The sequence below is a fragment of the Sandaracinomonas limnophila genome (assembly GCF_004005965.1).
Classification (GTDB): domain Bacteria; phylum Bacteroidota; class Bacteroidia; order Cytophagales; family Spirosomataceae; genus Sandaracinomonas; species Sandaracinomonas limnophila.
On sequence record NZ_SACY01000002.1, the window covers coordinates 210,059 to 235,797 of the forward strand.

Here is a 25,739-nt window from a genome sequence, read left to right on the forward strand (position 1 = left end):
TTAACTCTCAACTTTCAACTTTCAATTCTCAACTCCTCCTAATTTTCTCCGCTGTAATAGCCAATTCCTCTTGACTTGGTCTAAGCTTTGGATTGCTGAAATTCATATCAGACATGACATTCATAGGTACTAAATGTATGTGAGCATGAGGAACTTCAAGTCCGATAACGGTTACACCTAATCTCTTACAAGGAATTGCTTTTTTGATGGCAGGGGCAACAGATTGAGCAAATTTCATCAAATCGGCAAGAACATCTGGCTCTAAATCGAAAATATAATCCACTTCTTGTTTTGGAATTACCAATGTATGACCTTCTACTAAAGGCATCACATCTAAGAATGCCAAAAAACGATCGTCCTCCGCAATTTTATGACAAGGAATTTCTCCGTTTACGATTTTTGTAAAGATTGAGCTCATATTATTCGATACGCTTTAGGTTACATTTTGAGACTGGACGGATAATTAAAGGTACTTTTTCTACCTTAACAGCATCACTATCTAATCCAAACCACTTATCTTCTGAATTTGTAAACTGTTTCATAAAGAAGTAAGCCTTCATAATCAATCGATCAAAAAGAGGCATTTCATTATCATACGATAAGAATTTCTCCAAAACTACAAATCTAAAATCACCAATAACATTTTGTTCGTTCAAAGATTTATACTGGGAAGTAATATCTACTTCTCCCCTTGCCACCATGTCCTCTACAACTTTTCGGAAGTACAAATTAATTCTTTGTTCAACTCTAAAACCTAATTTGAAGTTAATTTTAATGATATCATCTGGCTCAATAACCGTCACTTTGTAATCCATTGTATACGGATCATCCATGGTATCCACATGAACGAACCAATAAATATCTGCACGCTTGGGTCTTCTTTGGAAAATAGAATAAATGATTTTAGATTCGATATCTCCCATTTTCCCGGCATTCGACATAAATACTAGGTGCGATGCATATTTGGGTATCGTTTCATCCTTGCTCAATTCCTTCAAAGGTTCTACGTAATCAGATAATTTTTCATATTCGGTCAAAACTTTTTTAATTCTAGTTGCACGGAACCAAACATACATAACGAAAATAATTATGCCCGCAATAAAAAGCGACACATAACCCCCATGCCAGAATTTCTGTAAGTTGGCAACCAAAAATGAACCCTCCAAAGCCACATAAACAATGAAGAAAATCAAAATTAACCAATGGTCAATTTTCTTAATATGTAAATAATAAGCCATTAAAGTGGTTGTCATTAACATGGTCAAGGTAATAGCTAAACCATAGGCGGCTTCCATGTTAGACGATTCCTTAAAATACATCACTACACCCATACAACCCATCCACAAGAAAATATTAACCGAAGGCACATACAATTGACCCTTCTGATTTGATGGATAAACTAAGCGAACTTTTGGCCAAAAATTCAAGCGAATAGCCTCAGAAATTAAGGTAAATGAACCCGAAATTAAAGCTTGGGAGGCAATGATTGCCGCGGCGGTTGCTACCATAATTCCCGAAAACAAGAATTCGCGCGGAATGATTTCAAAAATCGGTTTTCTACCAGCCAACAACATTCCTTCGTGGTGTATCAACCAAGCACCTTGTCCAAAATATTGTAAAATCAGCATTATTTTTACAAAAACCCATGAAATTCTGATGTTTTCTTTTCCACAATGACCTAAATCAGAATACAAGGCCTCGGCTCCTGTTGTACAAAGAAAAACGGCACCTAAGGTCCAAAATCCTGCACTTCCTGCCTGATGTGTGGTCAATAAATTAAAGGCATAGACTGGAGAAATTGCTCTTAAAATACTCCAATCGTTGTTAATCCAAAGAATACCAGTTAAACCCAACATACCAAACCAAATGGTCATAACGGGTCCAAAGAAACGACCAACTATTTTTGTTCCAAAAATTTGAATGATAAATAAAACAGTCAGAATAATCATTACGATGGGTACAGTATCGGTCACCATCGGATTTCCATTTTTCAGTTTAAGCATTTTTAAACCTTCTATAGCGGATGCTACGGAAATAGGAGGAGTTATGATTCCATCTGCCAAAAGAGTGGCACCACCAATGATAGCTGGTAGCGTTAACCATTTTGCATGTCGGCGTACCAACGCAAAAAGGGCAAAAATTCCTCCCTCACCTCTATTATCAGCTCTTAATATGAGGATTACGTACTTTAAGGTGGTTTGTAGGGTCAATGTCCAAAAGATACATGACAATCCACCTAACACTGTTTCTTGTGAAATGGGAGCATTACCAATGATCGCCTGCATAACGTAAAGTGGGGAGGTACCAATATCACCGTAAATGATACCTAAGGCAATTAAAACTCCCGCAGCAGAGGCGTGGCTTTTATGTTTATGGTCCATTAGAAATTATGGGGTAAAAATATCTTCGATAGAGTATATGTTAAAAATGCAATTATTCAAATAAATTGTACTATTTCAAAGCGTTTTCTTGAACAATTCCAAGAAAAGTGGACAAATATAGAGAATTTTTTATTACTTCAATTCATAATAATAACCAAAGATTATATTCATTTCATCTTGGGAAGTAAAACCAAAAGTAATTAAATGATTCGTATTATTTTCATAAGTTACTACAGAGCTTAAACCCTCATTTGCAGCAAGTTCAATTGGCTTTGTGAAATTAATAACTTTGGGATGTTGCCAATCCGTATTTTCATAAATAACTTCGCCATCACGCGCCCCTCCCTTAATTTTAATTTGAAATTTCTTTCCCCATTCGTGAAAATGGGAGGTTAATGCCACGATGGCCACTTTTTTCCCAAAGGTAAAATCAGTAGTAATTACAGTTGTTTTATTAGCAGGCAAGCCAAAATTCGTGTTATTAAAATCAATCATTTTAACAATATTTTTAACCTCAGCTGCAGGGATAGAATATAGATTCACATAATTTTCGCCATAGGCAATTTCTGTGGTTCTATTAAAATAATGTGGATTTACATCTATACTAGCCTGAACAGGCATTTCTAAGGCAGTACCTTCCGGAAAAGTATAATCGGAATTGGGATCTGTGCCCCCACCTAAAAAAACATGATTTGCCAATTGCAAATAAGTTAAAACATTCAGACTATTGTCGGAATTTCGCAAATCTCGAATTTCATTCAAAGCAGGTGCAAGGAGCTTATTTTTAAAATCATATAATACTAAGTGATGGCTATTGGACCTTGATTTCAATTTTATCCGGTTTATATACACTGGTTGTGTATTCCCCAAGGGTAATCGAACGAATAATTCTCGTTCAAAATTTGCTTGAATGGGAAACTTTGGAATCGACAATTGATAGCCAGTCTTCCCTTCTTTTTGCGGGGTTTCCAATGGAACAAAATTCGCATCTGGAATATAATGTGTTGTTGAATTACTTAATACAGCCTCATCAACTACAGAACCCTTTTCAGGAGCACCGGCCTCAATCCATCGCTTGACAAATTCCAATTGTCCTATCGTTAGAGGTTTCCCTCCCAAAGGCATTGACGCACCATAATCTATTCCAGCGTGATGCGCATTATCCCAATTTAATTTATGGTATAAAAAACTTGAATTAAGATTTGACTTGCTTACTAAAAGCAATTTTTGATTTAATGCGTTTAAATTTTTAGGCTGTTTGTCTATCAAATTAGCATAACTTAGAGAGGAAGAAGCTAATACTAAACCATGCTGAAGATAACTAGCATCTGCAGAAGAAAGATGACAACCTGAGGTCGCACAAGTTGGGGTTAAAATCTGTTCTTGAATGATTGCAAAAGATGCCTTGGGCTCAATGGGTGCTGGATTTAAAGTTGTTTCACTTGGCCGAGAGCAGGAGAAAACAAAAATTAGCTGAAATAAAAATAGGATTTTAATTAGTGGATTTTTCATTTGAGGGAATAGGTATCAAAATTTTCTTCAGGTGTAATATGCAACACGTTCGTCAAAACCAACAAGACTAATTTCCTAGAAGCAAGCCAAGTTGGCAAATTTGCAAGTTTTTCAAACTCTTTCAGGGTTATTTTTTGATTCTTTTGAAGGTAAGTGATTAGCAATTTTTCGGCCTCTCCATAGGTAAATTGAATCCCATCTTCATCCCAGCGGCGTAGAATTTGTTTCATTTCTTTGGTTGCCTGAATACTTTTATCCTTGTTTCGAACAAAACATTTAGGATGCTCATCCTCTGGCAATTGTACAAAATGAGGCTTTTCTAAACTTGGAAAAACTTGATATACAAGAATGGCCCTTTGCTCATTTAAGGTGATTTTGTATGAAACGAATGAAAAAGCCGGAAAACAAAACTTTTCAATGGCCTGATCCATTACAAATTGATCTTCATCTGGAAATTGAAGTCCGGCAATTTCGCCTAAATCGCCTACGCCTAGCAATAAAGTACCACCATTTGAATTAGCAAATGCAACCATTTCACGAACTATTTTTTCGGGAAATTTCACCTTCATCTTAAATTCCAATTGATAACCTTCACCTTTTTTTACGAGTTGTTTCAGGTCCCGCAAAGTAAGCATTTCATAGGGAGCGGACTCCTCATTTTGATCATCCAGAAAAAGAGTTTCAAATCCAGATTGCATACAGAAAACATTGATAGTTGAAGTTACAAAATTCCTTTTTCAAATTAACATATTTCAAAATTTTAAATTAAAAGTATAGTAATTCAATAGACATTGTGTATTTTTGTAAAAATTTAATGCAGATGAACTGGCAGAAATTAGAAAAAGAGCTACAAAAACTAAGTTTAGAGGACAGATTAGCACAAATTGCAAATCTTGCCCAAGCTAGTGAAATTGCATTTTCCACCTCTTTAGGGCAGGAAGATCAAGCCATAACTCATGCCATTTCAACTCAAAAATTGGGGTATAGAATTTTCACTTTAGACACTGGTCGACAATTTCAAGAGAGCTATGAATTGATTGACTTAACCACCAAGAAATACCAACTTAATTTAGAAACATTTTTTCCAAAAACAGAAGCAGTGGAAAGCCTGGTTAAGGAAAAAGGATTTAACTCATTTTACTATTCCATTGAAAACAGAAAAGAGTGCTGTGGAATACGTAAAATTGAACCTTTAAACAGAGCCTTAAAGGGTGTGAAAATTTGGATTACCGGTTTAAGAGCTGAACAATCGGAAAACAGAAGCCAAATGCCGATGTTTGAAGTAGACGAAAGCAGAGATTTAGTAAAATTCAATCCTTTGATCGATTGGACATTTATACAATTAGAAAACTATCTAAATATAAATAAAATTCCGCAAAACCCTCTACACAAAAAAGGATTCATTTCCATTGGATGTGCACCTTGTACAAGAGCCATTACCGAGGGAGAACATCCTCGCGCTGGTAGATGGTGGTGGGAGGAGTCTCAAAAGGAATGTGGGTTACACAAATAAGTGAAAAGTGGAAAGTGAAAAGTGGAAAGTGGAAAGTGGAATATTTCAAGCCCGTAGGGCTTAACTTGCTTAACCCGGTGCGATAGCTCCGGGATATATGACGAATAAAACAACAAACCCTGAAAGGGTTGACTACAATAACCCGGTGCGATAGCTCCGGGATATATGACGAATAAAACAAGTAAAATGTCAAACATTAACGACAAAATCGGGCAATTTCCAAGAAGATTAGAGGATGAATCCATCTATATCATGAGAGAAGTGGCTGCCCAATTTGAAAGACCCGCTCTTTTATTTTCTGGCGGGAAAGACTCCATTACATTAGTAAGATTAGCTCAAAAAGCCTTTTATCCGGGAAAAATACCGTTCCCTTTGGTGCATATCGATACAGGTCACAACTTCCCTGAAACCATCGAGTTCAGAGATTGGTTGGCAAAAGAAACCGGAGCTGATTTAATTGTACGCTATGTTCAAGATTCTATAGATCAAGGTAAAGCGAAAGAGGAAACAGGTAAATATGCTTCTCGTAATGTTTTACAAACTGTAACACTGTTAGACACTATTGAAGAATTCAAATTTGATGCATGTATCGGTGGCGCAAGAAGAGATGAAGAAAAAGCAAGAGCCAAAGAAAGAATCTTCTCTGTTCGTGATGATTTTGGGCAATGGGATGCTAAAAGACAAAGACCGGAATTGTTCGATATGTTAAATGGTCGCATTGCTGTTGGAGAAAACGTTCGTGTTTTCCCAATTTCCAATTGGACAGAATTGGATGTTTGGAATTACATCAAAGAAGAAAAAATGGAAATCCCAAGCATATACTTTGCTCATAAACGAGAAGTAATTGAACGCGACGGAATGCTTTGGGCAGACTCAGAATTTTTAAACAAAGACGCAGAAGAAATTCCTTTTGAAACAACTGTGCGTTTCAGAACAGTGGGTGATATGACTTGTACTGCAGCAGTTTCTTCTGAGGCAGCCGATTTAGACACCATCATTGAAGAGATTTTGGCAGCAGAGATTTCAGAGAGGGGAGCCAGAATTGATGATAAACGCTCTGAAGCAGCCATGGAAAAAAGAAAACAACAAGGGTATTTTTAAGCGACAACACAATGGATATTTTAAGAATTGCAACAGCTGGATCTGTAGATGATGGGAAAAGCACTTTAATTGGTCGCCTTTTATATGAAACTCAATCCATCACAAAAGATAAAATCGAAGCATTAGAATCGGCCTCTAAAAGAAAAGGTTTAGACTTTTTAGATCTTTCCCTTTTAACAGATGGACTAATTGCGGAAAGAGAACAAGGAATCACTATCGACGTTGCTCATATTTATTTTTCAACTCCCAACCGTAAATACATAATTGCGGATACTCCCGGACACGTTGAATACACTAGAAACATGGTTACAGGGGCCTCTACAGCAAATGTATCTTTGATTTTAATTGATGCGCGTCAAGGGGTAGTTGAACAAACCGCTCGACATCTTTCCATCGCATCCTTATTGAGAATTCCAAAAGTTGTTGTGTGTATCAACAAAATGGATTTGGTGCAATACAGCGAAGCTCGTTTTAATGAAATCATTGAAAGCTTAAAACCTTTGATTTCCAACACACAATTTGAGGGACAAGAAATTTCTTACCTTCCAATATCTTCTTTATTTGGACAAAACATCACAAAAAAATCAGATCAAATGAACTGGTATACAGGTGAAAGTTTGTTGAACGAATTAGAAGCTTATGAATTTGCAAATCAATTATCACAAGCAGAATCCAGATTTCAGGTTCAATGGGTAATTCGTCCAAAAACTGAGGAATTTCACGATTACAGAGGATATGCAGGGAAAATTGCATCAGGCACTTTTAAGGTGGGAGATAAAATTAGAGTATTGCCAACCGGACAAGAAAGCACCATTTCAAGCATCGAAAAATTCCAAGATAAATTAGAAAAGGCGGATGCCGGTGAATCGGTTGTTATCAGTTTAGCAACAGATGTCGATATTTCTCGTGGCAATACCTTAGTTTTAGCAAATGATTTGGATGCACCTCAAATGAAAGAATTTTCTGCAAAAATTTGTTGGTTAGATCAACAAGCTTTAGTACCAGGAAAAACTTATTTATTACAACATGGAGTTCATTTAGGAAAAGCCAAAATCAGTCAAATTGAATCCCGATTAGACGTTATCAACCAAACCGTTGAAACAGATATTCAATCACTGAAACTAAATGAAATTGGCAGCATTTCATTGCGCACTGCACAGCCAGTTATGGCAGACGCCTATGAAAAAAATCCTGCAAATGGATCCTTCATATTAATAGATGAATTCAGCAATTCAACCGTCGGAGTTGGATTTTTAAATTAATAAAAAAGGGCTTCAAAATTGAAGCCCTTTTTTAATTAGCTAATTCAAATATTACTTCAATCTCCACAGGTATATTATCTGGAAGCGTTCCCATACCCACAGCACTTCGTACCCCAATCCCGTTTTCTTCTCCCCAAACTTTGGCAAAAAGTTCACTACAACCATTAATCACATAAGGATGTCTTTCAAAATCACTTGTTCCATTCACCATTCCCAAAACCTTAATCACGCGCTTGATTTTGTTCAAACTACCCAATTGAGCTTTCAAAGTGGCTAAAATAGTCAAACCAACTTGTTGAGCTGCTAATTTACCTTGCTCCATGTCCAAATCTTGTCCAATTCTTCCAATGATTAACTTTCCATTGGTTTGAACAGGGCCATGACCTGAAACATAATAAAAATGATCCACCTTTAATCCGGGCTTATAAACTCCCAAAGGTTTGGGGGCTGGAGGTAATTCCAAACCCAAGGAGGCGAAATTCGCCTCAGGACTCTTTTGTTCCATATAATTGATGTATTATTTCTGATATTAAACCTGTCCAACCTGTTTGATGATTTGCTCCTAAGCCTTTGCCCGTATCGCCATCAAAATACTCAAAAAACAAATGATGCTTATGAAATTCTTCATCATTTTGAATCTTATCATATTCGCCATACATTGGAAATTTACCATCTTTTCCTTGCTGAAACAAGGCCAATAATCGCTTAGAAACCTCTGAGGCGGCATCCTTTATGTTAATCATTTGCCCGGAATTGGTTGGAAATTCCACTTCATAATCTGAACCATAATAAGCTGAAAACTTACGCAATGAGTCAATTAACAAGAAATTCATTGGAAACCAAATGGGTCCTCGCCAATTTGAATTTCCCCCAAACATATCACCCGTTGATTCAGCAGGATTGTATTCAACTTGAATAGTACCTCCTTCTAATTCAAACTTGTATGGGTTTTCTTTATGGTATTTAGACAAAGTTCGAATACCGAAGTCCGACAAAAACTCTTCCTCATCAAACATTCGCTTCAAAATCATTTTCATACGATGGCCACGTAAAATGGACAACAACCTACTCTCCCCTTTTCCTGGTTCGTACCAGCGAGAAATCAGGCCTGCCAAATCTGGGCGATTGTTTAACACCCATTCAACTCTGCGCTTAAATTGAGGTAATTTTTCCAACAATTCAGGAGTCAAAACTTCCACTGCGAACAATGGAATTAATCCCACCATCGACCGGACTTTTAATAATTCTGCTTGCCCATCTTCTCGATGCAACATATCATAATAAAACTGATCATCTTCATCCCAAAGATTCAATTTATCTCCACCAATGGCTTGCATTGCACCAGCAATGTGTAAGAAATGCTCAAAAAACTTGGAGGCCATATCTTGATAAACAGGTTTATCAATAGCAATTTCGCAGGCAATTCGAAGCATATTCAGGCTATACATGGCCATCCAACCTGTTCCGTCAGCTTGTTCTAAATGTCCACCAGTAGGTAATTCAGCCGAACGGTCGAACACCCCAATATTGTCCATCCCAAGAAAGCCTCCACCAAAAATATTATTTCCACCTTCGTCTTTTAAATTCACCCACCAGGTGAAATTCAATAACAATTTGTGAAAAATTCTTTCTAAGAAATCGATATCTCCTTTTTCATTAATTTTTTTATCAATTTCATAAACCTTCCAAGTTGCCCAGGCATGCACAGGTGGATTCACATCTGAAAATGACCATTCGTAAGCTGGAATTTGGCCATTGGGATGCATGTAATATTCACGCAAAACCACCGCCAATTGTCTTTTTGCAAAATCAGGATCCAATCTTGCCAATGGTATCGTATGAAATGCTAAATCCCAGGCCGCAAACCATGGATACTCCCATTTGTCGGGCATGGAAAGAATATTGGCAGCGTATAAATGTCGCCATGAATTATTTCTACCATGCTTACGAGCAGGATGCGGTTTAGGCATCGATGGATCCCCCTTCAACCACTCATGTACATTATAATAATACCATTGCTTGGTCCAAAGCATACCGGCATAAGCCTGACGCTGCAAATCTCTGAGTTTGAAATCCTTTAACGAGGCATGCAAATCATCATAAAATGCATCTGCTTCTTTAATTCTATCTGAAAAAACCTCTTCAAAATCTGCAAATGGAGTTTTTAAACTTTTTGCACTTAGGCGAAGTTTATAAACCTTGGTTTCGCCCCCTTGTAATTTATCTGAAAACTTAAAAGATGCTTTTGTTCCTATGTGATTGGGATTAACTGCGTCTTTTTGCTTGTTTACAATATAGTCGTTGATACCATCTTTCGTGTATTGAGCATATTTGGGAGCAGAATAAAGTCGTTCGAAATTTGTTTCGTTATCGCAAAAAATCAATTCGTCTGCATTTTCTGCATACAATTTGAAACGGCCAACAATCTTATGATCAATTTCGATAAAAGAGTGACCTACCCCTGTAAGCATAGGTTTATAGGAATAATTTTCGTATCCCCAACACCAAGTATTTCTAAACCAAATGGTCGGCAAAACCGTGACAGGAGCAGCGGCTTTCGACTTATTTGTAACAGTTACTTTTATACAAATATCTTGTTCATCCGATTTGGCATATTCCATGAAAATATCAAAATACTCATCTCTATCAAAGATTCCAGTATCTAGCAATTCATATTCAGGCTCTAATCGGCTACGTTTTTTGCTTTCGTCGATAAGTTTTTGGTATGGAAAAGTTTGATGAGGATATTTGTACAACATCCGCATGTAGGAGTGCGTCGGCGTAGAATCCTCATAATAGTACAATTCCTTTACATCCTCCCCGTGGTTCGACTCATTTCCTGTCAGGCCAAAGAACCTTTCCTTTAAAATATGGTCCCGATGATTCCAAAAAGAAAAGGCAAAACAAATATGCTGCTTATTGTCTGAAATACCTCCTATACCCTCTTCACCCCAACGATAGGCTTTAGAACGAGCCATATCGTGTGAAATGGTATTCCAAGCATTTCCTTCAGCAGAATAATCTTCACGAACAGTACCCCATTGACGTTCAGTCAAATAAGGACCCCATTTTTTCCAACCTTTATTATCGTTTCTTGTTTTTAACCTAGCACGCTCAGCACCAATATCCACCATAGAGTATATAAAATCAATTTTCCAAAAAACAAAAATATGGATATTTCCCTTAAATTGCATCTTAATTATTACAAATACACTTTATGACAAAACACCTATTTACCTTAATCGTAGCAATTTGTATTTTTTCAAGTTGCTCAGACAAAAAATCTTCTGAAAATCCAAATGCAGATTTTAATAAAATGTTGGATACTTATTACGAAGACCAACTTGTTTTAAGTCCTATTTCGGCAACATTTAATGGCGACAATCGTTACAATGACCAATTGACAATCGACTTTACAGATGGCCAAAGAGCAAAATTTGCTGATTTTTTAAACAAATACGAAGAAAAATTAAAATCCTTCAACCGAGACGAGTTGAATGACAATGATCAAATTTCCTTTGATATTTTAAAAAGAGAATTAGACTTAGGAAAGGAAGGATTACAATTTAAGGACAACCTAATGCCCTTGAACCAGTTTTATGGGTTCCATTTAACATTTGCACAACTAGGAAGCGGTTCTGTGATGCAGCCGTTTGCAAATGTAAAAGATTATCAAAATTGGGAAGCCAGATTACACAAAGGTGCAGCTTATTTAGACAGTGCACAGGTTTATTTCAAAAGAGGAATCCAAGAGAATGTTGTTTTACCAAAAGCATTGGTGGTAAAGGTAATTAGCCAATTGAAAGCTTTTGATGTAAAAGACCTCAAAGAAAGTACATTCTATGGACCCTTGAAGCAATTTCCAAAAGAATTCAGTTCAGCTGATAAAGAAAAATTTACCAAAGAATATACGAACATTTTGACGACTGAAGTCCTACCGTCATATAAACGTTTAGCAACTTTTCTTGAAACAGAATATTTACCCAAAGCAAGAAGCACATCTGGTATTGGAAGTATTCCAAACGGAAAAGCATATTATCAATATTTGATCAAGGTATTAACCACAACCGACCAACCCGCAGAAAAAATTTATGAAACGGGACTTGCTGAAGTAAAACGCATTCGATCAGAAATGGAAAATACAAAAAATGCCGTAGGATTTAAAGGTGATTTGAAGGCTTTTTTTGATTTTTTAAAAAATGACCCTCAATTTATGCCATATAAAACTCCAAAAGATGTTTTGGCTGCCTTTCACAATATTCATGAGCGAATGAAACCTCAACTGAGTAAAATGTTTGGTAAAACGCCAAAAACACCTTTTGAGATCAGACAAACCGAGGCATTCAGGGCTGCCAGCGCCAGCGCAGAGTATTTTCAAGGAAATTTGGAGAGCAATCGACCTGGAATTTTTTATGTTCCTATATTAGATGCAACTAAATTTACCACCACATCTGGCATGGAAAGCTTGTTTTTGCATGAAGCCATTCCTGGACACCACTACCAAATTGCTTTACAACAAGAGAACAAAGATTTACCGAAATTTAGACGTTTTGGAGGAAATTCTGCCTATGCAGAAGGTTGGGCCCTTTATACAGAAAGCTTAGGAAAAGAATTGGGTCTTTACAAAGATCCTTACCAATACATGGGTGCACTTGGTGATGAAATTCATCGTGCCATACGCTTGGTAGTAGATGCTGGGATGCACTCAAAAAATATGACCAGAGAACAAGCCATCAAATTCATGATGGACAATGAACAAATTTCAGAAGAAGGTGCAACTGCGGAGATTGAAAGATATATGGCCATTCCAGCCCAAGCTTTGAGCTACAAAATTGGAGCTTTGAAAATTAGAGAAATCAGAAACAAATTAGCTCAAGAAAAAGGGAAAGAATTCAATATTTCTAAGTTCCATGATGAGGTTTTGGAGGATGGAAATTTGCCTTTAGATGTGTTAGAAAGAAAAATGTTGAAAAAATAATGGAATTTTTTACTCCAGTAGAAGAATTACATTTTGAACAAACCATCAACCCAGGGCAAAAAATCATTTCCCTGGGTTCTTGTTTTGCTGAGACAATGGGCGAAAAGCTGAGTAAATTACCATTAGAGGTAATTTCTCAACCCTTTGGAACACTTTTTCACCCCTTGTCCATCCTACGACTTCTACAAGACCTTTCCATTGAAAAAACGCAGATTTATCGTAGAGATGGGCTTTTTGTCCATCCACACTTTCATTCCAAATTTGCGAGTCCCACTGCTCAAAAATTGATTGAAAAATTAAAAATTGCACATGAAAATGTCCAAAAACAACTGCAAAATTCAGATTGGTTAATCATCACCTTTGGCACTGCCTTTTATTATTTCGATAAGGAGTTTCAACTCAATGTGGCCAATTGTCACAAACAACCAGGTCAACGTTTTGAGAAGAAACTGAGTAAATTGGAAGAAATTGTTTCTCCTTGGATTTCATTTTCGAATGAACTTATGGCAAAAAATCCCAGCTTGAACATACTATTTACATTATCGCCTGTTCGCCACACGAAAGACGGAATTCAAAACAATCAAATTTCTAAATCCACCCTTCGTTTGGCCATACACGAAATCCTCCAAAGCACTAAAAATACGCAGTATTTCCCAGCCTACGAGTATATTTTAGATGAATTAAGAGATTATCGGTATTTCAAAAAAGACCTCATCCATCCCAATGAAATTGCAGAAGAGTTTGTGTATGAGAAAATGAAAGAGAGTTTGTTTGGGGAGGAATTACTAATTTCTTCAAAAGATTCAGAAAAATTGGAAAAGCGAAAGGGTCACATTTGACCTCCCTAAACCCATCTTTGACCTCCCCCAACCCCCTCCTTCTTAAGGAGGGGGCTTTTTTTATGAAAAATTTTAATTTAAAATACAATATACCTACCTCCTCCTTTAAAAGGAGAGTCCTAATTAGTGATGCAAAATATCTAAAAAAAGAAAATCAAACTCCCCCTCCTATAGAAGGAGGGGGCTGGGGGGAGGTCAAAACCGCACAAATTTTATTTAAAACACTTTCCAATTCATTAAATACCCTCCAATTCGAAAATCTCAAGACATTGAATCCATATCCGTGTAGAATACTTTCGCGCTCTTTATCGTATCTCTTTTGTTCAGGAAGCAAATGAATTGAACCGTCCACCTCAATCACTAACTGTTTCTCAGCGCAATAAAAATCAAAAATATAGTTTGAAAAACTATGTTGCCTCCTAAACTTCTTGCCTAATAATTTTCGATTACGAATCTCATCCCAAAGTATTTGTTCAGCATCAGTTTGGCATTTTCTTAAAGTCCTTCTTAATTTCTTTAGATAAATCAAATTGTGATATTCCATTTTATGTAGTGGTTAAACCGTCCCATAAAAATACACCCAAACAACTTCAAGAAACTGATAAAATTTCCGTAATTTGCACCCAAATTGAAGAATTACATGGGTGAGTTAACCGTTACAAAAGAAATTATTTTAGGTGCTTTAAGCACTGTACAAGAACCCGATTTAAAGAAAGACTTGGTAACCTTGAACATGATCAAGGATATCGAATTGGGCATCGGTGAAGTTCGCTTCACTGTTGTTCTAACAACTCCTGCATGTCCTCTAAAAGAAAAAATTAGAAAAGATTGCGAAGACGCAATCCATAAAATTGTCCACCCAGACCTAAAAATCATCATTAACATGACCGCTGAAGTGACCTCTTTGGCAAGTCAAGACCCATTAATCCCTGGTGTAAAAAATGTAATTGCTGTAGCGTCCGGTAAGGGTGGTGTAGGAAAATCAACTGTAACCGCAAACCTGGCGATTGCATTAAAAAATGCTGGGGCAAAAGTTGGGATTTTGGATGCCGATATCTCTGGACCTAGCATTCCTGTAATGTTTGGTGCAGAAGATATGCAACCTTTGGTGCAAGAGGTAAATGGGAAAAATCGTATTCAGCCAATCAATCAATACGGCATTAAAATGATATCTATGGGCTTTTTAGCGCCAACGGAAAGTCCAGTACCGTGGAGAGGTCCTATGATGACCCAAGCGCTTCGCCAATTTTTTGGAGACACACATTGGGAGGATTTGGATTACTTGTTAATAGACCTTCCTCCCGGAACATCGGATATCCACCTAAGCTTAGTACAATTGATCAAAGTTACTGGTGCAGTAATCGTTACAACTCCTCAAAAAGTTGCACTTTCAGATGCTCAAAAAGGATTACAATTCTTTAAACAAGCAGGAATCAATGTGCCCATTTTAGGATTGATTGAAAATATGGCCTATTTCACTCCAGCAGAATTACCCGACAATAAATATTATTTGTTTGGAAAAGATGGCGGAAAAGAATTAGCTAAAAAATACTTTATACCATTTTTGGGTGAAGTTCCTTTAGTACAGGCCATTAGAGAGGCAGGAGACGAAGGAAAACCAATTGCAGCTCAGGAAGTTCCTGTAGCAAAAGCCTTTCAAGAAATAGCTTCTACTCTGGCTCAACGAATTGCTATTGTGAATTCAAATTTGTGAACTAATTTTAAGTATGGAAAATCACCCACTCTATTCAAAAATCCAAGCAGCTTTAGATAGCATTAGACCCTATCTGATTGCCGATGGTGGCAATGTGGAAATTGCGGAAATAACTGCAGATAACCAACTTTACTTAAATTTAGTTGGCGCTTGCAAGTCTTGTAATATGTCAGCAATGACATTTAAAGCTGGAGTAGAGGAAGCCATTCGAAGAGAAGTTCCTGAAATTATTTCCGTAAAAGAAATCAATCAATTGGTATAAAATGATGAGAATTGGTATATTTTTTGGTGGCGCAGCCAGAGAAAGAGAAATAAGTTTTGCGGGTGGGAAAACCGCAATGGCACATATCAACAAATCATTATTTACACCTGTACCAGTTTTTGTAGATAGCCTTGGTAATTTTATTCTGATCAAAGAAGAACTTATTTTTTCTGAATCTATCAGAGATTTTTATCCACCTAAAGCCTACCAAAAAGAACCTTTCAATGTTTATTTAGAATCTCTTGAAAAATTTGATTTAAAAGAAATTCTAAAAAATGTAGGTTCCCAAATCAAGCCTGAAGATTTTAAAAATCATTTCGACTTCGCATTTATTGCCATGCACGGACCAGGCTGCGAAGATGGAAGCATCCAAGGCCTCCTCGAATGGTACGGCATTCCCTATTCTGGACCAAGTATCCTAGGAAGCTCAATCGGTATCGATAAAGCTAAACAAAATGAATGGCTCGAAAAAAGTGTTGGCCTTGAAAAAAAATATTTCATTCTACAACGAGCCGATTACGAAAAATATGGCCGTGAAACACTTTTTGAACAAGTAAAAAAGGCAATCGGAATTCCATTTGTGGCAAAAGCTCCTCATCAAGGGAGTTCCATAGGTTTGGCATTTGTTAAACAAGACAACTTAGAAACCTTCGACCAAGCAATTAAAAAATGCTTGTTCATCCAAGAAATTTACAGAGAAAACTGGACGACCTTTTCAACTGATGACAAAATTGAACTCCTTCAAAAAATGGTCAATTTGGACGAAGGAATTGGGTTTCCAGTAACTTTCAATGGTAAAATCATTCAGCATCCTAATACCTTATTGGCTGATTTAGAAGAATATTTTAAAAACTCTGTTACCAAAGCAAGCATCCATTCAATCCACTCTGAAGACGCTATTCTATTGGAAGCATTTGTCGACGGCAGTGAATTTAGTTGCGGCGTAATTCAAACACCTGCCGGAGAGGCTGTGGCCTTGCCACCTACAGAAATTGTTATCGATGAATCAGTTGAAGTTTTCGATTTCAATGCCAAATATAAATCAAAAGCTACACGCAAGCGCATCCCAATGGAAACCAGCTTGAATAACTTACAAACCATTCAGGCAATGGTGAAAAAGGCTTTTGAAGACCTTGGATTTGGTGTATGTACTCGTATTGACGGTTTCGTAAGAAAAGACAATGTTGTTATTTTACACGATCCAAATACCATCCCAGGAATGTCGCCAAGCTCCTTGATTTTCAAACAAACGGCTGAAATCGGATTGAATGTAACAGATTCCTTAACCTATTTTATTCGTCAATCGGTAAGAGAACGTTTGAAATCAGGAAAAAACTATCAGGCTTTCAAATTCTTATTAGACCAGCTCGACAATGACATTAAAAATTTGAAAGCGGCCAATTCAAGACAGGAAAATATTGTTTTGGAAATTGACCCGAAAAATATCGAAGATTCATTTCAAAAAGCAAAAGACAAGGTTAGAGAACTCGCATCAGCAGGAAATATAGCCTATCAAGTAGTGATAGACTTAGAAATTGAAGAAGGGTTGGTTCAAATTCCATTACATACCTCCCATTTAGCAAAAGAAAGTGGTAAGGAATTGTTGGAAACAATCAAAAAAGGTATTCATCCCTTAATAGCACAAACTAGACAAAATGCCATTGAAATAACCGAATTTTACACCTAAAATTATGGATTTAGAAGCATTAAAATACCCGATGGGTCGCTTTAAGGCACCCGAAACCATCGATACGGAACAACGAAAAATTTGGATTGAAACAATTGAAAATTTTCCAATTCAACTTGAGGCATTTGCCAAACAATTGACCGAAAAACAATTAGAAACACCTTATAGACCTGAGGGCTGGACTGCTCGACAAGTCATTCATCATTTATACGACAGCCATACCCATTGTTACGTACGCATGAAAGCTGCCTTGACGGAAGGTGAAAATCCGGAAATCAAAGATTATAACGAAAATGCTTATGCCAATTTATCCGATGGAAAAAGTGGACCCATTGAATTTTCAATTTTAGGCCTTAAAGCTCTTCACTCTCGTTGGACCTATTGGATGAAAACCTTCACAGAAGAAGATTGGGAAAAATCTTACTTCCACCCAACCCGACAAATCACTTATAAACTTGACAAAGTCCTTGGCATTTATGCTTGGCATTGTTTACACCATTTGGAGCACCTAAAAATAATTGTTAATGGTTAATGGTTAATGGTTAATGGTTAATGGTTAATGGTTGTCTACTAATTTTTTATTTCCAAATTTCACTTTATAATTTTAATTAACAATTAACAATTTATAATTAACAATTAATATGTTCCTCGCTCCCAACGCCTCAGTAATGGGGCAAGTAACTATTGAAGAACAGGTCTCTATTTGGTATGGAGCTGTGATCAGAGCTGATGTTGAAAAAATTCACATTGGACAGGGTAGTAATATTCAAGACAATGCAGTGTTGCATGCAGACCCTGGACATCCAACGATATTGGCCAAAAATGTAACTGTGGGACATTCTGCTATTGTCCACGGCGCACAAATTGGTGAAGGAAGCATGATTGGCATGCATTCAACCATTTTAAATGGGGCAAAAATTGGCAAATTTTGTTTGATTGGCGCAGGGGCATTGGTCAAGGAAGGCATGGAAATTCCAGACTTTTCTATGGCTGTTGGCATTCCTGCAAAGATCATCAGAACTCTAAATGATGAGGAAATCGAATGGTTAAAAAAATCGGCACCTCATTATATAGCCATGGGAGAGCGACATGCCAAAGGAGAATTCCCCTTAATTAAACAAGAAGACTTAGGCTAATGCTAGATCTTATTCTTATTCGCCATGCTCATGCGGGTCCACACATTGAACCCGATTTTGATAGAAAACTTTCTTCTCGCGGTGAAATAGAAGCACAACAAGCTGCACAAGTTTTAAAGTACTCAAACCATAATCCAGGTCTTTGGCTCGTTTCATCTGCTATTAGATCCCATCAAACAGCGGATATTCTTTTAGAATCAAATTCAAATTTACTTTTAGACCGAAAAAACGACCCCAAATGGTATGAAGCCTCTGGCTCCTTATATCAAAATTATTTAGAATTAGAAAGTTGTACAACTATCTATTTAGTAGCACACAACCCTTCCATATCCTATTTGGCAAGTTATTTATCCAATACAAATATTTTCATGGAACCAGGCAACATTGTACATTTGCAATGGAATAAGCTCGATTCATGGAAAGAGATCACAAAAGCTTCCGCAAGTGTAAACTATCATTTTTATGGAAAATAAACCCAATAGCAACAATAAACTTTTCCGTTGGATTCTGATTATTTTCACGCTAATCATGATCGGATTTGGCATTCACATGGCCAGTAAGACTACGGCACCGTGGAACAAAAACAAAGTGAAAAGTGAAAAGTGGAAAGTAAAAAATTGAAAGTTGAAAGTTGAAAGTGGAAAGTTGAAACTTAATACATAATAGATAAAAAATGAACACTTTTCACTTTCCACTCTCCACTTTCCACTTAAGTATTGGTTGCGGTTCTGGTCTCTGGGAAATCAAACAAATGTTTGAAAATCCAGTAAGCAATCTAATCCTTTTGGATCCTAACAAAGAACTTCTCAATACGGAAGATGTGTATGCAACTGTTCAATATTTCTCCAAAATATATCAAAAGGAATTAGTCACAAGTATTCAAATTCTTCAACAGAAGGCCGTAAATATTCCGCTTGAGGACAAATCAATTGATGAAATCTGGTTTTACAATTCCTTACACGAAATAGACAGGTTAGAAGAAAGTATTCAGGAATGCTTTCGCTTACTTAAGCCAAATGGGAAAATTATAATCGAGGAGGAATTATCTCACAATGAAAGAAAAATCCATGAAGGATGCCTAAAACCCTTATTTTTCGAAAAGGAAATTATAGATCTTTTCGAGAAATTCAAATTACTTTCCAATGAACCTAAAGATGAAAAAGCAAACTACCTTCGATTCGAAAAGTTCTAAATCTTAGATTTCAAATAAGAAACCACTACATCTAAACCCTTTTCAAAGTGATTATTATTAGGTATAACTAAATCAGCGTGAAATTTATGGGGTCGAATATATTCTTCATAGGTTGGCTTCACGTGAAATTTCCAACGATACATCACATCTTGCAAATCATATCCACGCTCCTCATTATCACGCTTAATTCTACGTTTTAGTTTGATTTTATCCTTAGCATCTATAAAGATTTTCAGATCCAGTAAATCTGCTACCTCTGGGAAATGAAAGACAAAAATACCTTCAACAACCAATATTTTCCTGGGATGAAAATGCATCATATCGGGCACTTTTGTTTTATTATTGAAGGTATATTCCAAACGACTAACCACCTCTCCTCTTCGTAAGGCCTCAATGTCTTTAGCAAATTCCCTTTCATCAATAGCCCCAGGCAAATCAAAATTTTCGATTCCGTTATGATCTCTAAATTGTTGTTGAATAGGTCGATAATAATTATCCTGTGAAAGCAAACAGATTTCATCTTCCTCAAAATACTGCATCAATTGCTGTAAAAATAAGGTTTTCCCCGACGCACTTCCTCCCGTAATCCCTATAATGAAGGGTTTTTTAAAATCTGACATATTTAGTTTTGATGAATATTATCCAAATTGAAATGTAATCCTTTATTTTCTTTTTGCGCTATGGCATGTTTAATGACCAAATAGGCAACGTTTATCATATTTCTTAATTCGCACAAAGGTACCGTAATTTTTGATTGTCTGTACAATTCTTCGTGTTCCAAATAAATCAATTCTAATCGGTCATAAGCACGTTTTAAACGTCTATCTGTTCGCACGATACCAACATAATTACTCATGATAGACTCCAATTCCTTGGCCATCTCTGTCACTAATACTAATTCTTCTGGATGCCTTGTACCCTCATCATTCCAATCTGGAATACCAAGTGGAAGCTCCTGCGTTCCAAATTCTTCAACGGATTTTAGAAAGGCACGGTGGGCATATACAATTGCCTCAAGCAAAGAATTAGAAGCCAAACGGTTGGCACCATGCAATCCAGTATGTGAACATTCTCCCGCAGCATATAAATTTTGTATATTGGTTTGGGCAAACTCATTTACAATAATACCACCACACAAATAATGTTGCGCCGGAACAACTGGAATCATTTCCTGTGAAATATCCAACCCAAGTTCTTTTAAACAATAATTATAAATCATCGGGAAATGACCCAAAATCTCTTCCTTGGAAATATGACGAATATCCAAATACACGCAATCCGTTCCATTTTTCTTCATTTCTGAATCAATAGCACGAGCTACAATATCTCTTGGAGCAAGCGACAACCGCTCATCATATTTTTCCATAAAAGTAGAACCGTCAGCATTTTTCAAAATGCCACCATGTCCACGAACTGCCTCAGAAATTAAAAAGGAAGGTTTTTTTCCTGGTTGATACAAGGAAGTGGGATGAAATTGTATAAATTCCATTCCTTGAACAAATGCCTTTGCTCTGTAGGCCATGGCAATACCATCTCCAGTTGCAATTTTTGGATTGGTAGTGGATTGATAAATCTGCCCAATTCCTCCTGTTGCTAATAGAGTAGTTTTAGCTAAAAATGTTTCAATTTTTTGTGTTTTTTTATTCAACACATAAATCCCAAAACATTTTTTACCAGGCGTATCCTTAGTAACCTTTTCGCCTAAATGGTGTTGGGTAATAAGGTCGATGGCAAAATAATGGGTGAAAAAATCTACATTAGAAAAGCTCTTTACTTTCTCCAATAAAGACCTTTCAATTTCATTACCTGTAGAATCTTTGTAATGTAAAATTCGGTTATCCGAATGCCCTCCCTCCTTCGCTAAGTCAAAACTTCCATCTTCCTTTCTATCAAACTGAGTACCATAAGAAATCAACTCTTTCAAACGCTCTGGGGCTTCTTTCACTACGATTTCTACTACTTTTTGATCACTCAAAAAATCACCAGCGACCATTGTATCTTGTATATGCTTCTCATAGGAATCCGTTTGGTCCCAAACAGCAGCAATTCCACCTTGCGCATATTTGGTATTAGATTCTTCTGCAATGGTCTTTGTAATCAAAGCAATTTTAACTGGCACTTTCAGCGATTGGAAATGCTCAGCAACCTTTACCACATAGGACAAACCTGCAATACCAGAACCAACAACAACAAAATCGTAACTAGCCATACAAGGAAATAAATTCATGCAATTTAATCAATAAAGTTCTTTTTGTTCAAAATTGATTAACTTTGCGACCAAGAATTTTATTAAACCCTTAAAAATCAAATTATTCCAAATGGAAAACTCTAACAGCAATTCCTCAAAAATTGCATTAATCGTCCTTGCCGTTTTAACAGCGGTATTAGGTGTTCTGTACTTCCGTTCGTATCAATTGACGAAAGATCAAGCAACAACCATTGAAGAAAAAGCCACTGAATTAGCCAATACGCGTACCCAATTAGATTCCATTTCAACTCAATTGGATGCAAAAATTTCAGAAATTAAAGCTCTTGGTGGTCAAGTAACAGACTTAGAGGCTTTAAAAACACAATTGCAACAAGATAAAGAATCTTTGAAAAAAGCAAACCATGCTGCTGTTGCATCTTATGAAGCAAAAATCAAAGAATACAATTCTGTATTAGCCCAAAAAGACATTGAAATCACCGAATTGAAAAAACAAAACGGTATTTTAACTGAAAACAATAAGGTTTTAACAACTCAAAACGAAAATTTAAATTCAGAAAACACAGGTTTAAAATCGCAAAACAAAACCTTGTCTGATACTTTATCTGATTATACAGCTAAAAACAAAGAATTAGCTAGAAAAGTTAGCATTGCAGCTGCATTAAAGGCGCAGGGCTTACGTTTTGCCTCAATCAAAGCAAATGGCAAAGAATCAGAAAAAGCTCGTTTCAACGGAAAGAAATTAGAGAAATTAAAAATATCTTTCAACTTGGCTCCAAATCCAATCACTAAATTGGAAAATAAAACCATTATTGTTAGAATTTTAGATGGTGAAGGTGCTATCGTGTCCGACAATGCTTCTGGCTCTGGTAAATTTGTACAAGATGGAAAAGAAATGGTTTTCACTACCAAACAAAACGTTACATATTCTAACGACAACCAAGTGGTAGACGTAGTTTATTCTCGTGGTGGAGTAGTTTACAAGCCAGGAAAATATAGCGTAGAATTATATGCTGAAGGATTTAAAGTTGGTTCAGGCAATTTTGAAGTAAAATAATGAACTACATAGACCTAGAAAATCAATTCGGTGCGCATAATTATCATCCGCTACCCGTTGTTCTTTCTAAAGGTCTAGGTTCTACAGTATGGGATGTAAAAGGGAAGTCGTACCTCGACTTCCTTTCTGCATACTCAGCCGTTAATCAGGGACATTGTCATCCCAAAATTTTAGAGGCTTTTTACCAACAAGCCCAAAAACTCACCCTCACTTCTCGCGCTTTTTACAACGACCAATTAGGTTTAACTGAAGAAAAGCTTGCCAAGTTATTTGGTTTCGACAAAGTACTCATGATGAATACAGGCGTTGAAGCCGGAGAAACTGCGCTGAAATTGTGTAGGAGATGGGCCTATCAAATAAAAGGAATCCCAACGAACCAAGCGAAAATAATTGTAGCAGAAGGAAATTTCTGGGGGAGAACTCTCGCCGCCATTTCTGCATCAACTGACCCTTCTAGCTTCGAAAATTTTGGCCCTTTCTTACCTGGATTCATCAAAATACCTTATAACGACATTCCGGCCCTAGAATTAGCTCTTCAAGACCCAAATGTGGCAGCCTTTATGGTTGAACCCATTCAAGGGGAAGCAGGCGTAATTATTCCAGCTGAAGGCTATTTACAAAAAGCCTCTCAAGCTTGCAATAAAGCCAATGTGCTACTAGTAGCAGATGAAATTCAAACGGGTTTAGGTAGAACAGGGAAATGGCTAGCTTGCGACCACGAAAATGTTAAACCAGATGTCCTTTTACTCGGAAAAGCATTATCTGGCGGATTCATGCCTGTATCAGCAGTTTTAGCAAATGATGAAATCATGCTGACCATCAAACCAGGTGAACATGGATCAACCTATGGTGGAAACCCATTAGCTGCTGCAGTTACTCGCGCTGCCCTTGATGTAATTTCTGAGGAAAACCTTTTAGAAAACACAATTGAACGAGGCAATCAATTAATGAAAGGATTGATGGAATTAAAGGCAAAATCACCGCTTATTAAAAACGTTCGCGGAAAAGGACTTCTATGCGCCATAGAAATTGACGCCAACGAAGAAAGTGACCTTGCTTGGAATTTATGCTTGAAATTTATGGAAAATGGCCTTTTAGCCAAACCTACCCACGGCAATAAAATCAGATTAGCACCACCTTTGGTAATTTCTGAGGAGGAGATAAAATTTGCAAATGAAAAGTTGAAAGTTGAAAGTTGAAAAAAAAATCCACTTTCCACTTTCAATTTATTTATCGGTTCATCGACACCAAAAACTCTTCATTGTTTCTGGTTCCCTTCATTTGTTGCTGTAAGAATTCCATTGCCTCAACTGAGTTCATATCCGACATGTGCTTGCGTAAGATCCATACTCTTTGAAGTACTCCTGGATCCATCAATAAGTCTTCTCTACGTGTACCAGATGCAGTAACATCAATTGCAGGATAAACTCTGCGGTTCGACAATTTACGATCCAATTGAAGTTCCATGTTACCTGTTCCTTTGAATTCCTCAAAGATAACCTCATCCATTTTAGAACCGGTTTCAATCAAAGCAGTTGCAATAATGGTTAATGAACCACCATTTTCAACATTTCTTGCCGCACCAAAGAAACGTTTAGGTTTGTGTAAAGCATTTGCATCCACACCACCCGACAAAATCTTACCAGATGAAGGAACTACAGTATTATAGGCACGCGCTAAACGCGTGATCGAATCTAATAAAATCACCACATCGTGTCCACACTCCACCATTCTTTTCGCCTTTTCCAACACTATGCTAGATACTTTCACATGGCGCTCTGCCTGTTCGTCGAAAGTACTTGAAATAACCTCAGCTTTTACACTTCGTTGCATATCGGTTACCTCCTCCGGACGTTCATCAATCAATAAAATAATCAAATAAACCTCTGGGTGATTACGAGAAATGGCATTCGCAATATCTTTCAACAACACCGTTTTACCCGTTTTGGGCTGTGCAACAATCATACCCCTTTGTCCTTTACCAATTGGTGCAAACAAATCCAAGATACGTGTTGAATAATTGTCAGGTGAGGTCGAAAGATTTAATTTTTCTTCCGGAAATAAGGGTGTTAAATATTCAAAATTGATACGATCTCTTATTTCATCAGTTGACTTACCATTAACCGTTTCAATTTTCAACAAAGCAAAATATTTTTCTCCTTCCTTTGGTGGACGAATACTCCCTTTAATAGTATCTCCCGTTTTCAAACCAAACATTTTGATCTGTGCTGGAGAAACATAAATATCATCTGGCGAAGCTAAATAATTATAATCCGAAGAACGCATGAAGCCATAACCCCCTTCTTGCATAATTTCTAAAACACCTTCATTTTCAATTAAACCATCAAGCTCTTTGATAATCGCATTGTAGTTTTTCTTGAACTGATTATTTGATATAGGCGCTTGAACCTCCTCTTTTGGTAATTTTGACTCATCTACCAACACATCTTCTGTGCTAATAAACGATGTGTCTTCCATAAAATCATCTGGTGGAACAATCGGCTCAAAATCATCCGAATTATCCTCAGAAGCTTCCATTATAGGCTCAGGTTTTTTAGTAAAATTCTTCTTGCGAGGCTCTTCTTGTGGAGCTGGCACTAAGGGAATTTCAGCCTGAACATCGTCAGAACGCTTAATTCTTTGTCTTTTTTGTCTTTCTACAGGCGCTTGATTTTCTTCTTCTCTACCTTTGCGTGGTCTGCGAACTGGTTTTTCTTCCATAAAGGGATGATAATTGATATTTCAAATTGAAAACAGGAATCCTCGGCGGAAATCTACATTTGGCTTAAAAATTTTGGAAAGCAAAACGATGGATAAAAGGAAACTGTTATGACTAACGGAGCGTCCACGAATGGAAAACGCTCCGCAATACTACATCCATTAAACGGAAATGTCAAGC

At 36.9% G+C, this 25,739-nt stretch carries 25 protein-coding genes; 15 read left to right on the top strand and 10 right to left on the bottom strand.

All coding sequences use genetic code 11. From position 1 onward, the window contains the following. Nucleotides 1-28 precede the first annotated feature (28 nt). The 4 genes from EOJ36_RS04465 to EOJ36_RS04480 form a co-directional block, all read right to left on the bottom strand. Nucleotides 29-418, bottom strand: coding sequence for an HIT family protein (locus tag EOJ36_RS04465; RefSeq protein ID WP_127802832.1), 390 nt, complete (start codon nt 416-418; stop codon nt 29-31). Between the two features lies 1 nt (nt 419). Further along, nucleotides 420-2,381, bottom strand: a complete 1,962-nt coding sequence (locus EOJ36_RS04470) for a KUP/HAK/KT family potassium transporter (protein ID WP_127802833.1) — start codon at nt 2,379-2,381, stop codon at nt 420-422. A 132-nt stretch (nt 2,382-2,513) separates the two neighbouring features. Continuing rightward, the gene (locus tag EOJ36_RS04475; RefSeq protein WP_127802834.1) at nt 2,514-3,893 is read right to left on the bottom strand and encodes a monooxygenase; all 1,380 of its coding nucleotides are present in this window, start codon (nt 3,891-3,893) and stop codon (nt 2,514-2,516) included. Continuing rightward, complete coding sequence (locus EOJ36_RS04480) at nt 3,890-4,591, bottom strand: AlbA family DNA-binding domain-containing protein (protein ID WP_127802835.1); 702 nt, start codon at nt 4,589-4,591, stop codon at nt 3,890-3,892. Before EOJ36_RS04480 ends, EOJ36_RS04475 begins: the two co-directional genes overlap by 4 nt. A gap of 122 nt (nt 4,592-4,713) precedes the next feature. On the opposite strand from EOJ36_RS04480, the gene EOJ36_RS04485 reads away from it, so the two are divergent. The 3 genes from EOJ36_RS04485 to EOJ36_RS04495 all read left to right on the top strand — a co-directional run bounded on the left by EOJ36_RS04485 (nt 4,714) and on the right by EOJ36_RS04495 (nt 7,769). Further along, a complete protein-coding gene (locus EOJ36_RS04485; RefSeq protein ID WP_127802836.1) occupies nt 4,714-5,406 on the top strand; it encodes a phosphoadenylyl-sulfate reductase in 693 nt (230 codons plus the stop codon). A gap of 186 nt (nt 5,407-5,592) precedes the next feature. Continuing rightward, nucleotides 5,593-6,507 carry a sulfate adenylyltransferase subunit CysD gene (cysD, locus tag EOJ36_RS04490; RefSeq protein WP_238944404.1) on the top strand — a complete coding sequence of 305 codons (915 nt, stop codon included), beginning with the start codon at nt 5,593-5,595 and terminating at the stop codon, nt 6,505-6,507. Nucleotides 6,508-6,518: 11 nt separating this feature from the next. Beyond that, nucleotides 6,519-7,769, top strand: coding sequence for a sulfate adenylyltransferase subunit 1 (locus EOJ36_RS04495; RefSeq protein WP_127802838.1), 1,251 nt, complete (start codon nt 6,519-6,521; stop codon nt 7,767-7,769). Nucleotides 7,770-7,800: 31 nt separating this feature from the next. Here the strand turns inward: EOJ36_RS04495 and EOJ36_RS04500 are convergent, their stop codons facing one another. Beyond that, complete coding sequence (locus EOJ36_RS04500; protein ID WP_127802839.1) at nt 7,801-8,274, bottom strand: RidA family protein; 474 nt, start codon at nt 8,272-8,274, stop codon at nt 7,801-7,803. After that, nucleotides 8,255-10,903: an MGH1-like glycoside hydrolase domain-containing protein gene (locus EOJ36_RS04505; RefSeq protein ID WP_127803428.1), complete on the bottom strand. Its 2,649-nt coding sequence runs from the start codon at nt 10,901-10,903 to the stop codon at nt 8,255-8,257. Before EOJ36_RS04505 ends, EOJ36_RS04500 begins: the two co-directional genes overlap by 20 nt. Nucleotides 10,904-10,986: 83 nt before the next feature. Here EOJ36_RS04505 and EOJ36_RS04510 point away from each other — a divergent pair, with 83 nt between their 5' ends. After that, nucleotides 10,987-12,747 (top strand): DUF885 domain-containing protein, encoded by a 1,761-nt coding sequence (locus tag EOJ36_RS04510; protein WP_127802840.1) that lies wholly within the window; start codon nt 10,987-10,989, stop codon nt 12,745-12,747. After that, nucleotides 12,747-13,586: a GSCFA domain-containing protein gene (locus EOJ36_RS04515; protein WP_127802841.1), complete on the top strand. Its 840-nt coding sequence runs from the start codon at nt 12,747-12,749 to the stop codon at nt 13,584-13,586. The genes EOJ36_RS04510 and EOJ36_RS04515 overlap by 1 nt, the downstream gene beginning before the upstream one ends. 154 nt (nt 13,587-13,740) lie before the next feature. On the opposite strand, the gene EOJ36_RS04520 is transcribed toward EOJ36_RS04515, so the two are convergent. Continuing rightward, entirely contained in the window at nt 13,741-14,130 is a 390-nt protein-coding gene (locus EOJ36_RS04520) for an endonuclease domain-containing protein (RefSeq protein WP_127802842.1), read from the bottom strand. A gap of 96 nt (nt 14,131-14,226) precedes the next feature. On the opposite strand from EOJ36_RS04520, the gene EOJ36_RS04525 reads away from it, so the two are divergent. The 8 genes from EOJ36_RS04525 (at nt 14,227) to EOJ36_RS04555 (ending at nt 19,577) form a co-directional block, all read left to right on the top strand. Next, nucleotides 14,227-15,300 carry an Mrp/NBP35 family ATP-binding protein gene (locus tag EOJ36_RS04525; RefSeq protein ID WP_127803430.1) on the top strand — a complete coding sequence of 358 codons (1,074 nt, stop codon included), beginning with the start codon at nt 14,227-14,229 and terminating at the stop codon, nt 15,298-15,300. 13 nt (nt 15,301-15,313) lie between these two features. Beyond that, nucleotides 15,314-15,562: a NifU family protein gene (locus tag EOJ36_RS04530; RefSeq protein WP_127802843.1), complete on the top strand. Its 249-nt coding sequence runs from the start codon at nt 15,314-15,316 to the stop codon at nt 15,560-15,562. Nucleotides 15,563-15,566: 4 nt separating this feature from the next. Beyond that, a complete protein-coding gene (locus EOJ36_RS04535; RefSeq protein WP_238944405.1) occupies nt 15,567-17,249 on the top strand; it encodes a D-alanine--D-alanine ligase family protein in 1,683 nt (560 codons plus the stop codon). Nucleotides 17,250-17,253: 4 nt separating this feature from the next. Beyond that, nucleotides 17,254-17,781, top strand: coding sequence for a YfiT family bacillithiol transferase (locus tag EOJ36_RS04540; RefSeq protein ID WP_238944406.1), 528 nt, complete (start codon nt 17,254-17,256; stop codon nt 17,779-17,781). Nucleotides 17,782-17,917: 136 nt separating this feature from the next. Continuing rightward, nucleotides 17,918-18,385, top strand: a complete 468-nt coding sequence (locus EOJ36_RS04545) for a gamma carbonic anhydrase family protein (protein WP_238944407.1) — start codon at nt 17,918-17,920, stop codon at nt 18,383-18,385. Then, entirely contained in the window at nt 18,385-18,858 is a 474-nt protein-coding gene (locus tag EOJ36_RS04550) for a SixA phosphatase family protein (RefSeq protein ID WP_127802847.1), read from the top strand. Before EOJ36_RS04545 ends, EOJ36_RS04550 begins: the two co-directional genes overlap by 1 nt. After that, on the top strand, nt 18,848-19,006 hold the full coding sequence (locus EOJ36_RS11940; RefSeq protein WP_164847843.1) for a hypothetical protein: 159 nt from the start codon (nt 18,848-18,850) through the stop codon (nt 19,004-19,006). The genes EOJ36_RS04550 and EOJ36_RS11940 overlap by 11 nt, the downstream gene beginning before the upstream one ends. A 52-nt stretch (nt 19,007-19,058) precedes the next feature. Further along, nucleotides 19,059-19,577 (top strand): class I SAM-dependent methyltransferase, encoded by a 519-nt coding sequence (locus tag EOJ36_RS04555; RefSeq protein ID WP_127802848.1) that lies wholly within the window; start codon nt 19,059-19,061, stop codon nt 19,575-19,577. Here the strand turns inward: EOJ36_RS04555 and udk are convergent. Together udk and nadB are read right to left on the bottom strand one after the other, a co-directional pair. Beyond that, nucleotides 19,574-20,197, bottom strand: coding sequence for a uridine kinase (udk, locus tag EOJ36_RS04560; protein WP_127802849.1), 624 nt, complete (start codon nt 20,195-20,197; stop codon nt 19,574-19,576). The two genes, EOJ36_RS04555 and udk, sit on opposite strands and share 4 nt — an antisense overlap. Nucleotides 20,198-20,199: 2 nt before the next feature. After that, a complete protein-coding gene (gene nadB / locus EOJ36_RS04565; protein WP_127802850.1) occupies nt 20,200-21,786 on the bottom strand; it encodes an L-aspartate oxidase in 1,587 nt (528 codons plus the stop codon). Nucleotides 21,787-21,895: 109 nt separating this feature from the next. Between nadB and EOJ36_RS04570 the strand changes: the two genes are divergently transcribed. Together EOJ36_RS04570 and rocD are read left to right on the top strand one after the other, a co-directional pair. Next, nucleotides 21,896-22,840 carry a coiled-coil domain-containing protein gene (locus EOJ36_RS04570; RefSeq protein ID WP_127802851.1) on the top strand — a complete coding sequence of 315 codons (945 nt, stop codon included), beginning with the start codon at nt 21,896-21,898 and terminating at the stop codon, nt 22,838-22,840. Then, complete coding sequence (gene rocD, locus EOJ36_RS04575; protein WP_127802852.1) at nt 22,840-24,039, top strand: ornithine--oxo-acid transaminase; 1,200 nt, start codon at nt 22,840-22,842, stop codon at nt 24,037-24,039. Before EOJ36_RS04570 ends, rocD begins: the two co-directional genes overlap by 1 nt. Before the next feature lie 31 nt (nt 24,040-24,070). On the opposite strand, the gene rho is transcribed toward rocD, so the two are convergent. After that, nucleotides 24,071-25,561, bottom strand: coding sequence for a transcription termination factor Rho (gene rho / locus EOJ36_RS04580; protein WP_238944408.1), 1,491 nt, complete (start codon nt 25,559-25,561; stop codon nt 24,071-24,073). Between the last annotated feature and the right edge of the window lie 178 nt (nt 25,562-25,739).

What these genes read in the sequence shown, in the direction of transcription:
- EOJ36_RS04465 (WP_127802832.1), bottom strand. Translation starts at nt 418, where the DNA reads ATGAGCTCAATCTTTACAAAAATCGTAAACGGAGAAATTCCTTGTCAT.
- EOJ36_RS04470 (WP_127802833.1), bottom strand. Translation starts at nt 2,381, where the DNA reads ATGGACCATAAACATAAAAGCCACGCCTCTGCTGCGGGAGTTTTAATT.
- EOJ36_RS04475 (WP_127802834.1), bottom strand. Translation starts at nt 3,893, where the DNA reads ATGAAAAATCCACTAATTAAAATCCTATTTTTATTTCAGCTAATTTTT.
- EOJ36_RS04480 (WP_127802835.1), bottom strand. Translation starts at nt 4,591, where the DNA reads ATGCAATCTGGATTTGAAACTCTTTTTCTGGATGATCAAAATGAGGAG.
- EOJ36_RS04485 (WP_127802836.1), top strand. Translation starts at nt 4,714, where the DNA reads ATGAACTGGCAGAAATTAGAAAAAGAGCTACAAAAACTAAGTTTAGAG.
- cysD (WP_238944404.1), top strand. Translation starts at nt 5,593, where the DNA reads ATGTCAAACATTAACGACAAAATCGGGCAATTTCCAAGAAGATTAGAG.
- EOJ36_RS04495 (WP_127802838.1), top strand. Translation starts at nt 6,519, where the DNA reads ATGGATATTTTAAGAATTGCAACAGCTGGATCTGTAGATGATGGGAAA.
- EOJ36_RS04500 (WP_127802839.1), bottom strand. Translation starts at nt 8,274, where the DNA reads ATGGAACAAAAGAGTCCTGAGGCGAATTTCGCCTCCTTGGGTTTGGAA.
- EOJ36_RS04505 (WP_127803428.1), bottom strand. Translation starts at nt 10,903, where the DNA reads ATGGTGGATATTGGTGCTGAGCGTGCTAGGTTAAAAACAAGAAACGAT.
- EOJ36_RS04510 (WP_127802840.1), top strand. Translation starts at nt 10,987, where the DNA reads ATGACAAAACACCTATTTACCTTAATCGTAGCAATTTGTATTTTTTCA.
- EOJ36_RS04515 (WP_127802841.1), top strand. Translation starts at nt 12,747, where the DNA reads ATGGAATTTTTTACTCCAGTAGAAGAATTACATTTTGAACAAACCATC.
- EOJ36_RS04520 (WP_127802842.1), bottom strand. Translation starts at nt 14,130, where the DNA reads ATGGAATATCACAATTTGATTTATCTAAAGAAATTAAGAAGGACTTTA.
- EOJ36_RS04525 (WP_127803430.1), top strand. Translation starts at nt 14,227, where the DNA reads ATGGGTGAGTTAACCGTTACAAAAGAAATTATTTTAGGTGCTTTAAGC.
- EOJ36_RS04530 (WP_127802843.1), top strand. Translation starts at nt 15,314, where the DNA reads ATGGAAAATCACCCACTCTATTCAAAAATCCAAGCAGCTTTAGATAGC.
- EOJ36_RS04535 (WP_238944405.1), top strand. Translation starts at nt 15,567, where the DNA reads ATGAGAATTGGTATATTTTTTGGTGGCGCAGCCAGAGAAAGAGAAATA.
- EOJ36_RS04540 (WP_238944406.1), top strand. Translation starts at nt 17,254, where the DNA reads ATGGATTTAGAAGCATTAAAATACCCGATGGGTCGCTTTAAGGCACCC.
- EOJ36_RS04545 (WP_238944407.1), top strand. Translation starts at nt 17,918, where the DNA reads ATGGGGCAAGTAACTATTGAAGAACAGGTCTCTATTTGGTATGGAGCT.
- EOJ36_RS04550 (WP_127802847.1), top strand. Translation starts at nt 18,385, where the DNA reads ATGCTAGATCTTATTCTTATTCGCCATGCTCATGCGGGTCCACACATT.
- EOJ36_RS11940 (WP_164847843.1), top strand. Translation starts at nt 18,848, where the DNA reads ATGGAAAATAAACCCAATAGCAACAATAAACTTTTCCGTTGGATTCTG.
- EOJ36_RS04555 (WP_127802848.1), top strand. Translation starts at nt 19,059, where the DNA reads ATGAACACTTTTCACTTTCCACTCTCCACTTTCCACTTAAGTATTGGT.
- udk (WP_127802849.1), bottom strand. Translation starts at nt 20,197, where the DNA reads ATGTCAGATTTTAAAAAACCCTTCATTATAGGGATTACGGGAGGAAGT.
- nadB (WP_127802850.1), bottom strand. Translation starts at nt 21,786, where the DNA reads ATGGCTAGTTACGATTTTGTTGTTGTTGGTTCTGGTATTGCAGGTTTG.
- EOJ36_RS04570 (WP_127802851.1), top strand. Translation starts at nt 21,896, where the DNA reads ATGGAAAACTCTAACAGCAATTCCTCAAAAATTGCATTAATCGTCCTT.
- rocD (WP_127802852.1), top strand. Translation starts at nt 22,840, where the DNA reads ATGAACTACATAGACCTAGAAAATCAATTCGGTGCGCATAATTATCAT.
- rho (WP_238944408.1), bottom strand. Translation starts at nt 25,561, where the DNA reads ATGGAAGAAAAACCAGTTCGCAGACCACGCAAAGGTAGAGAAGAAGAA.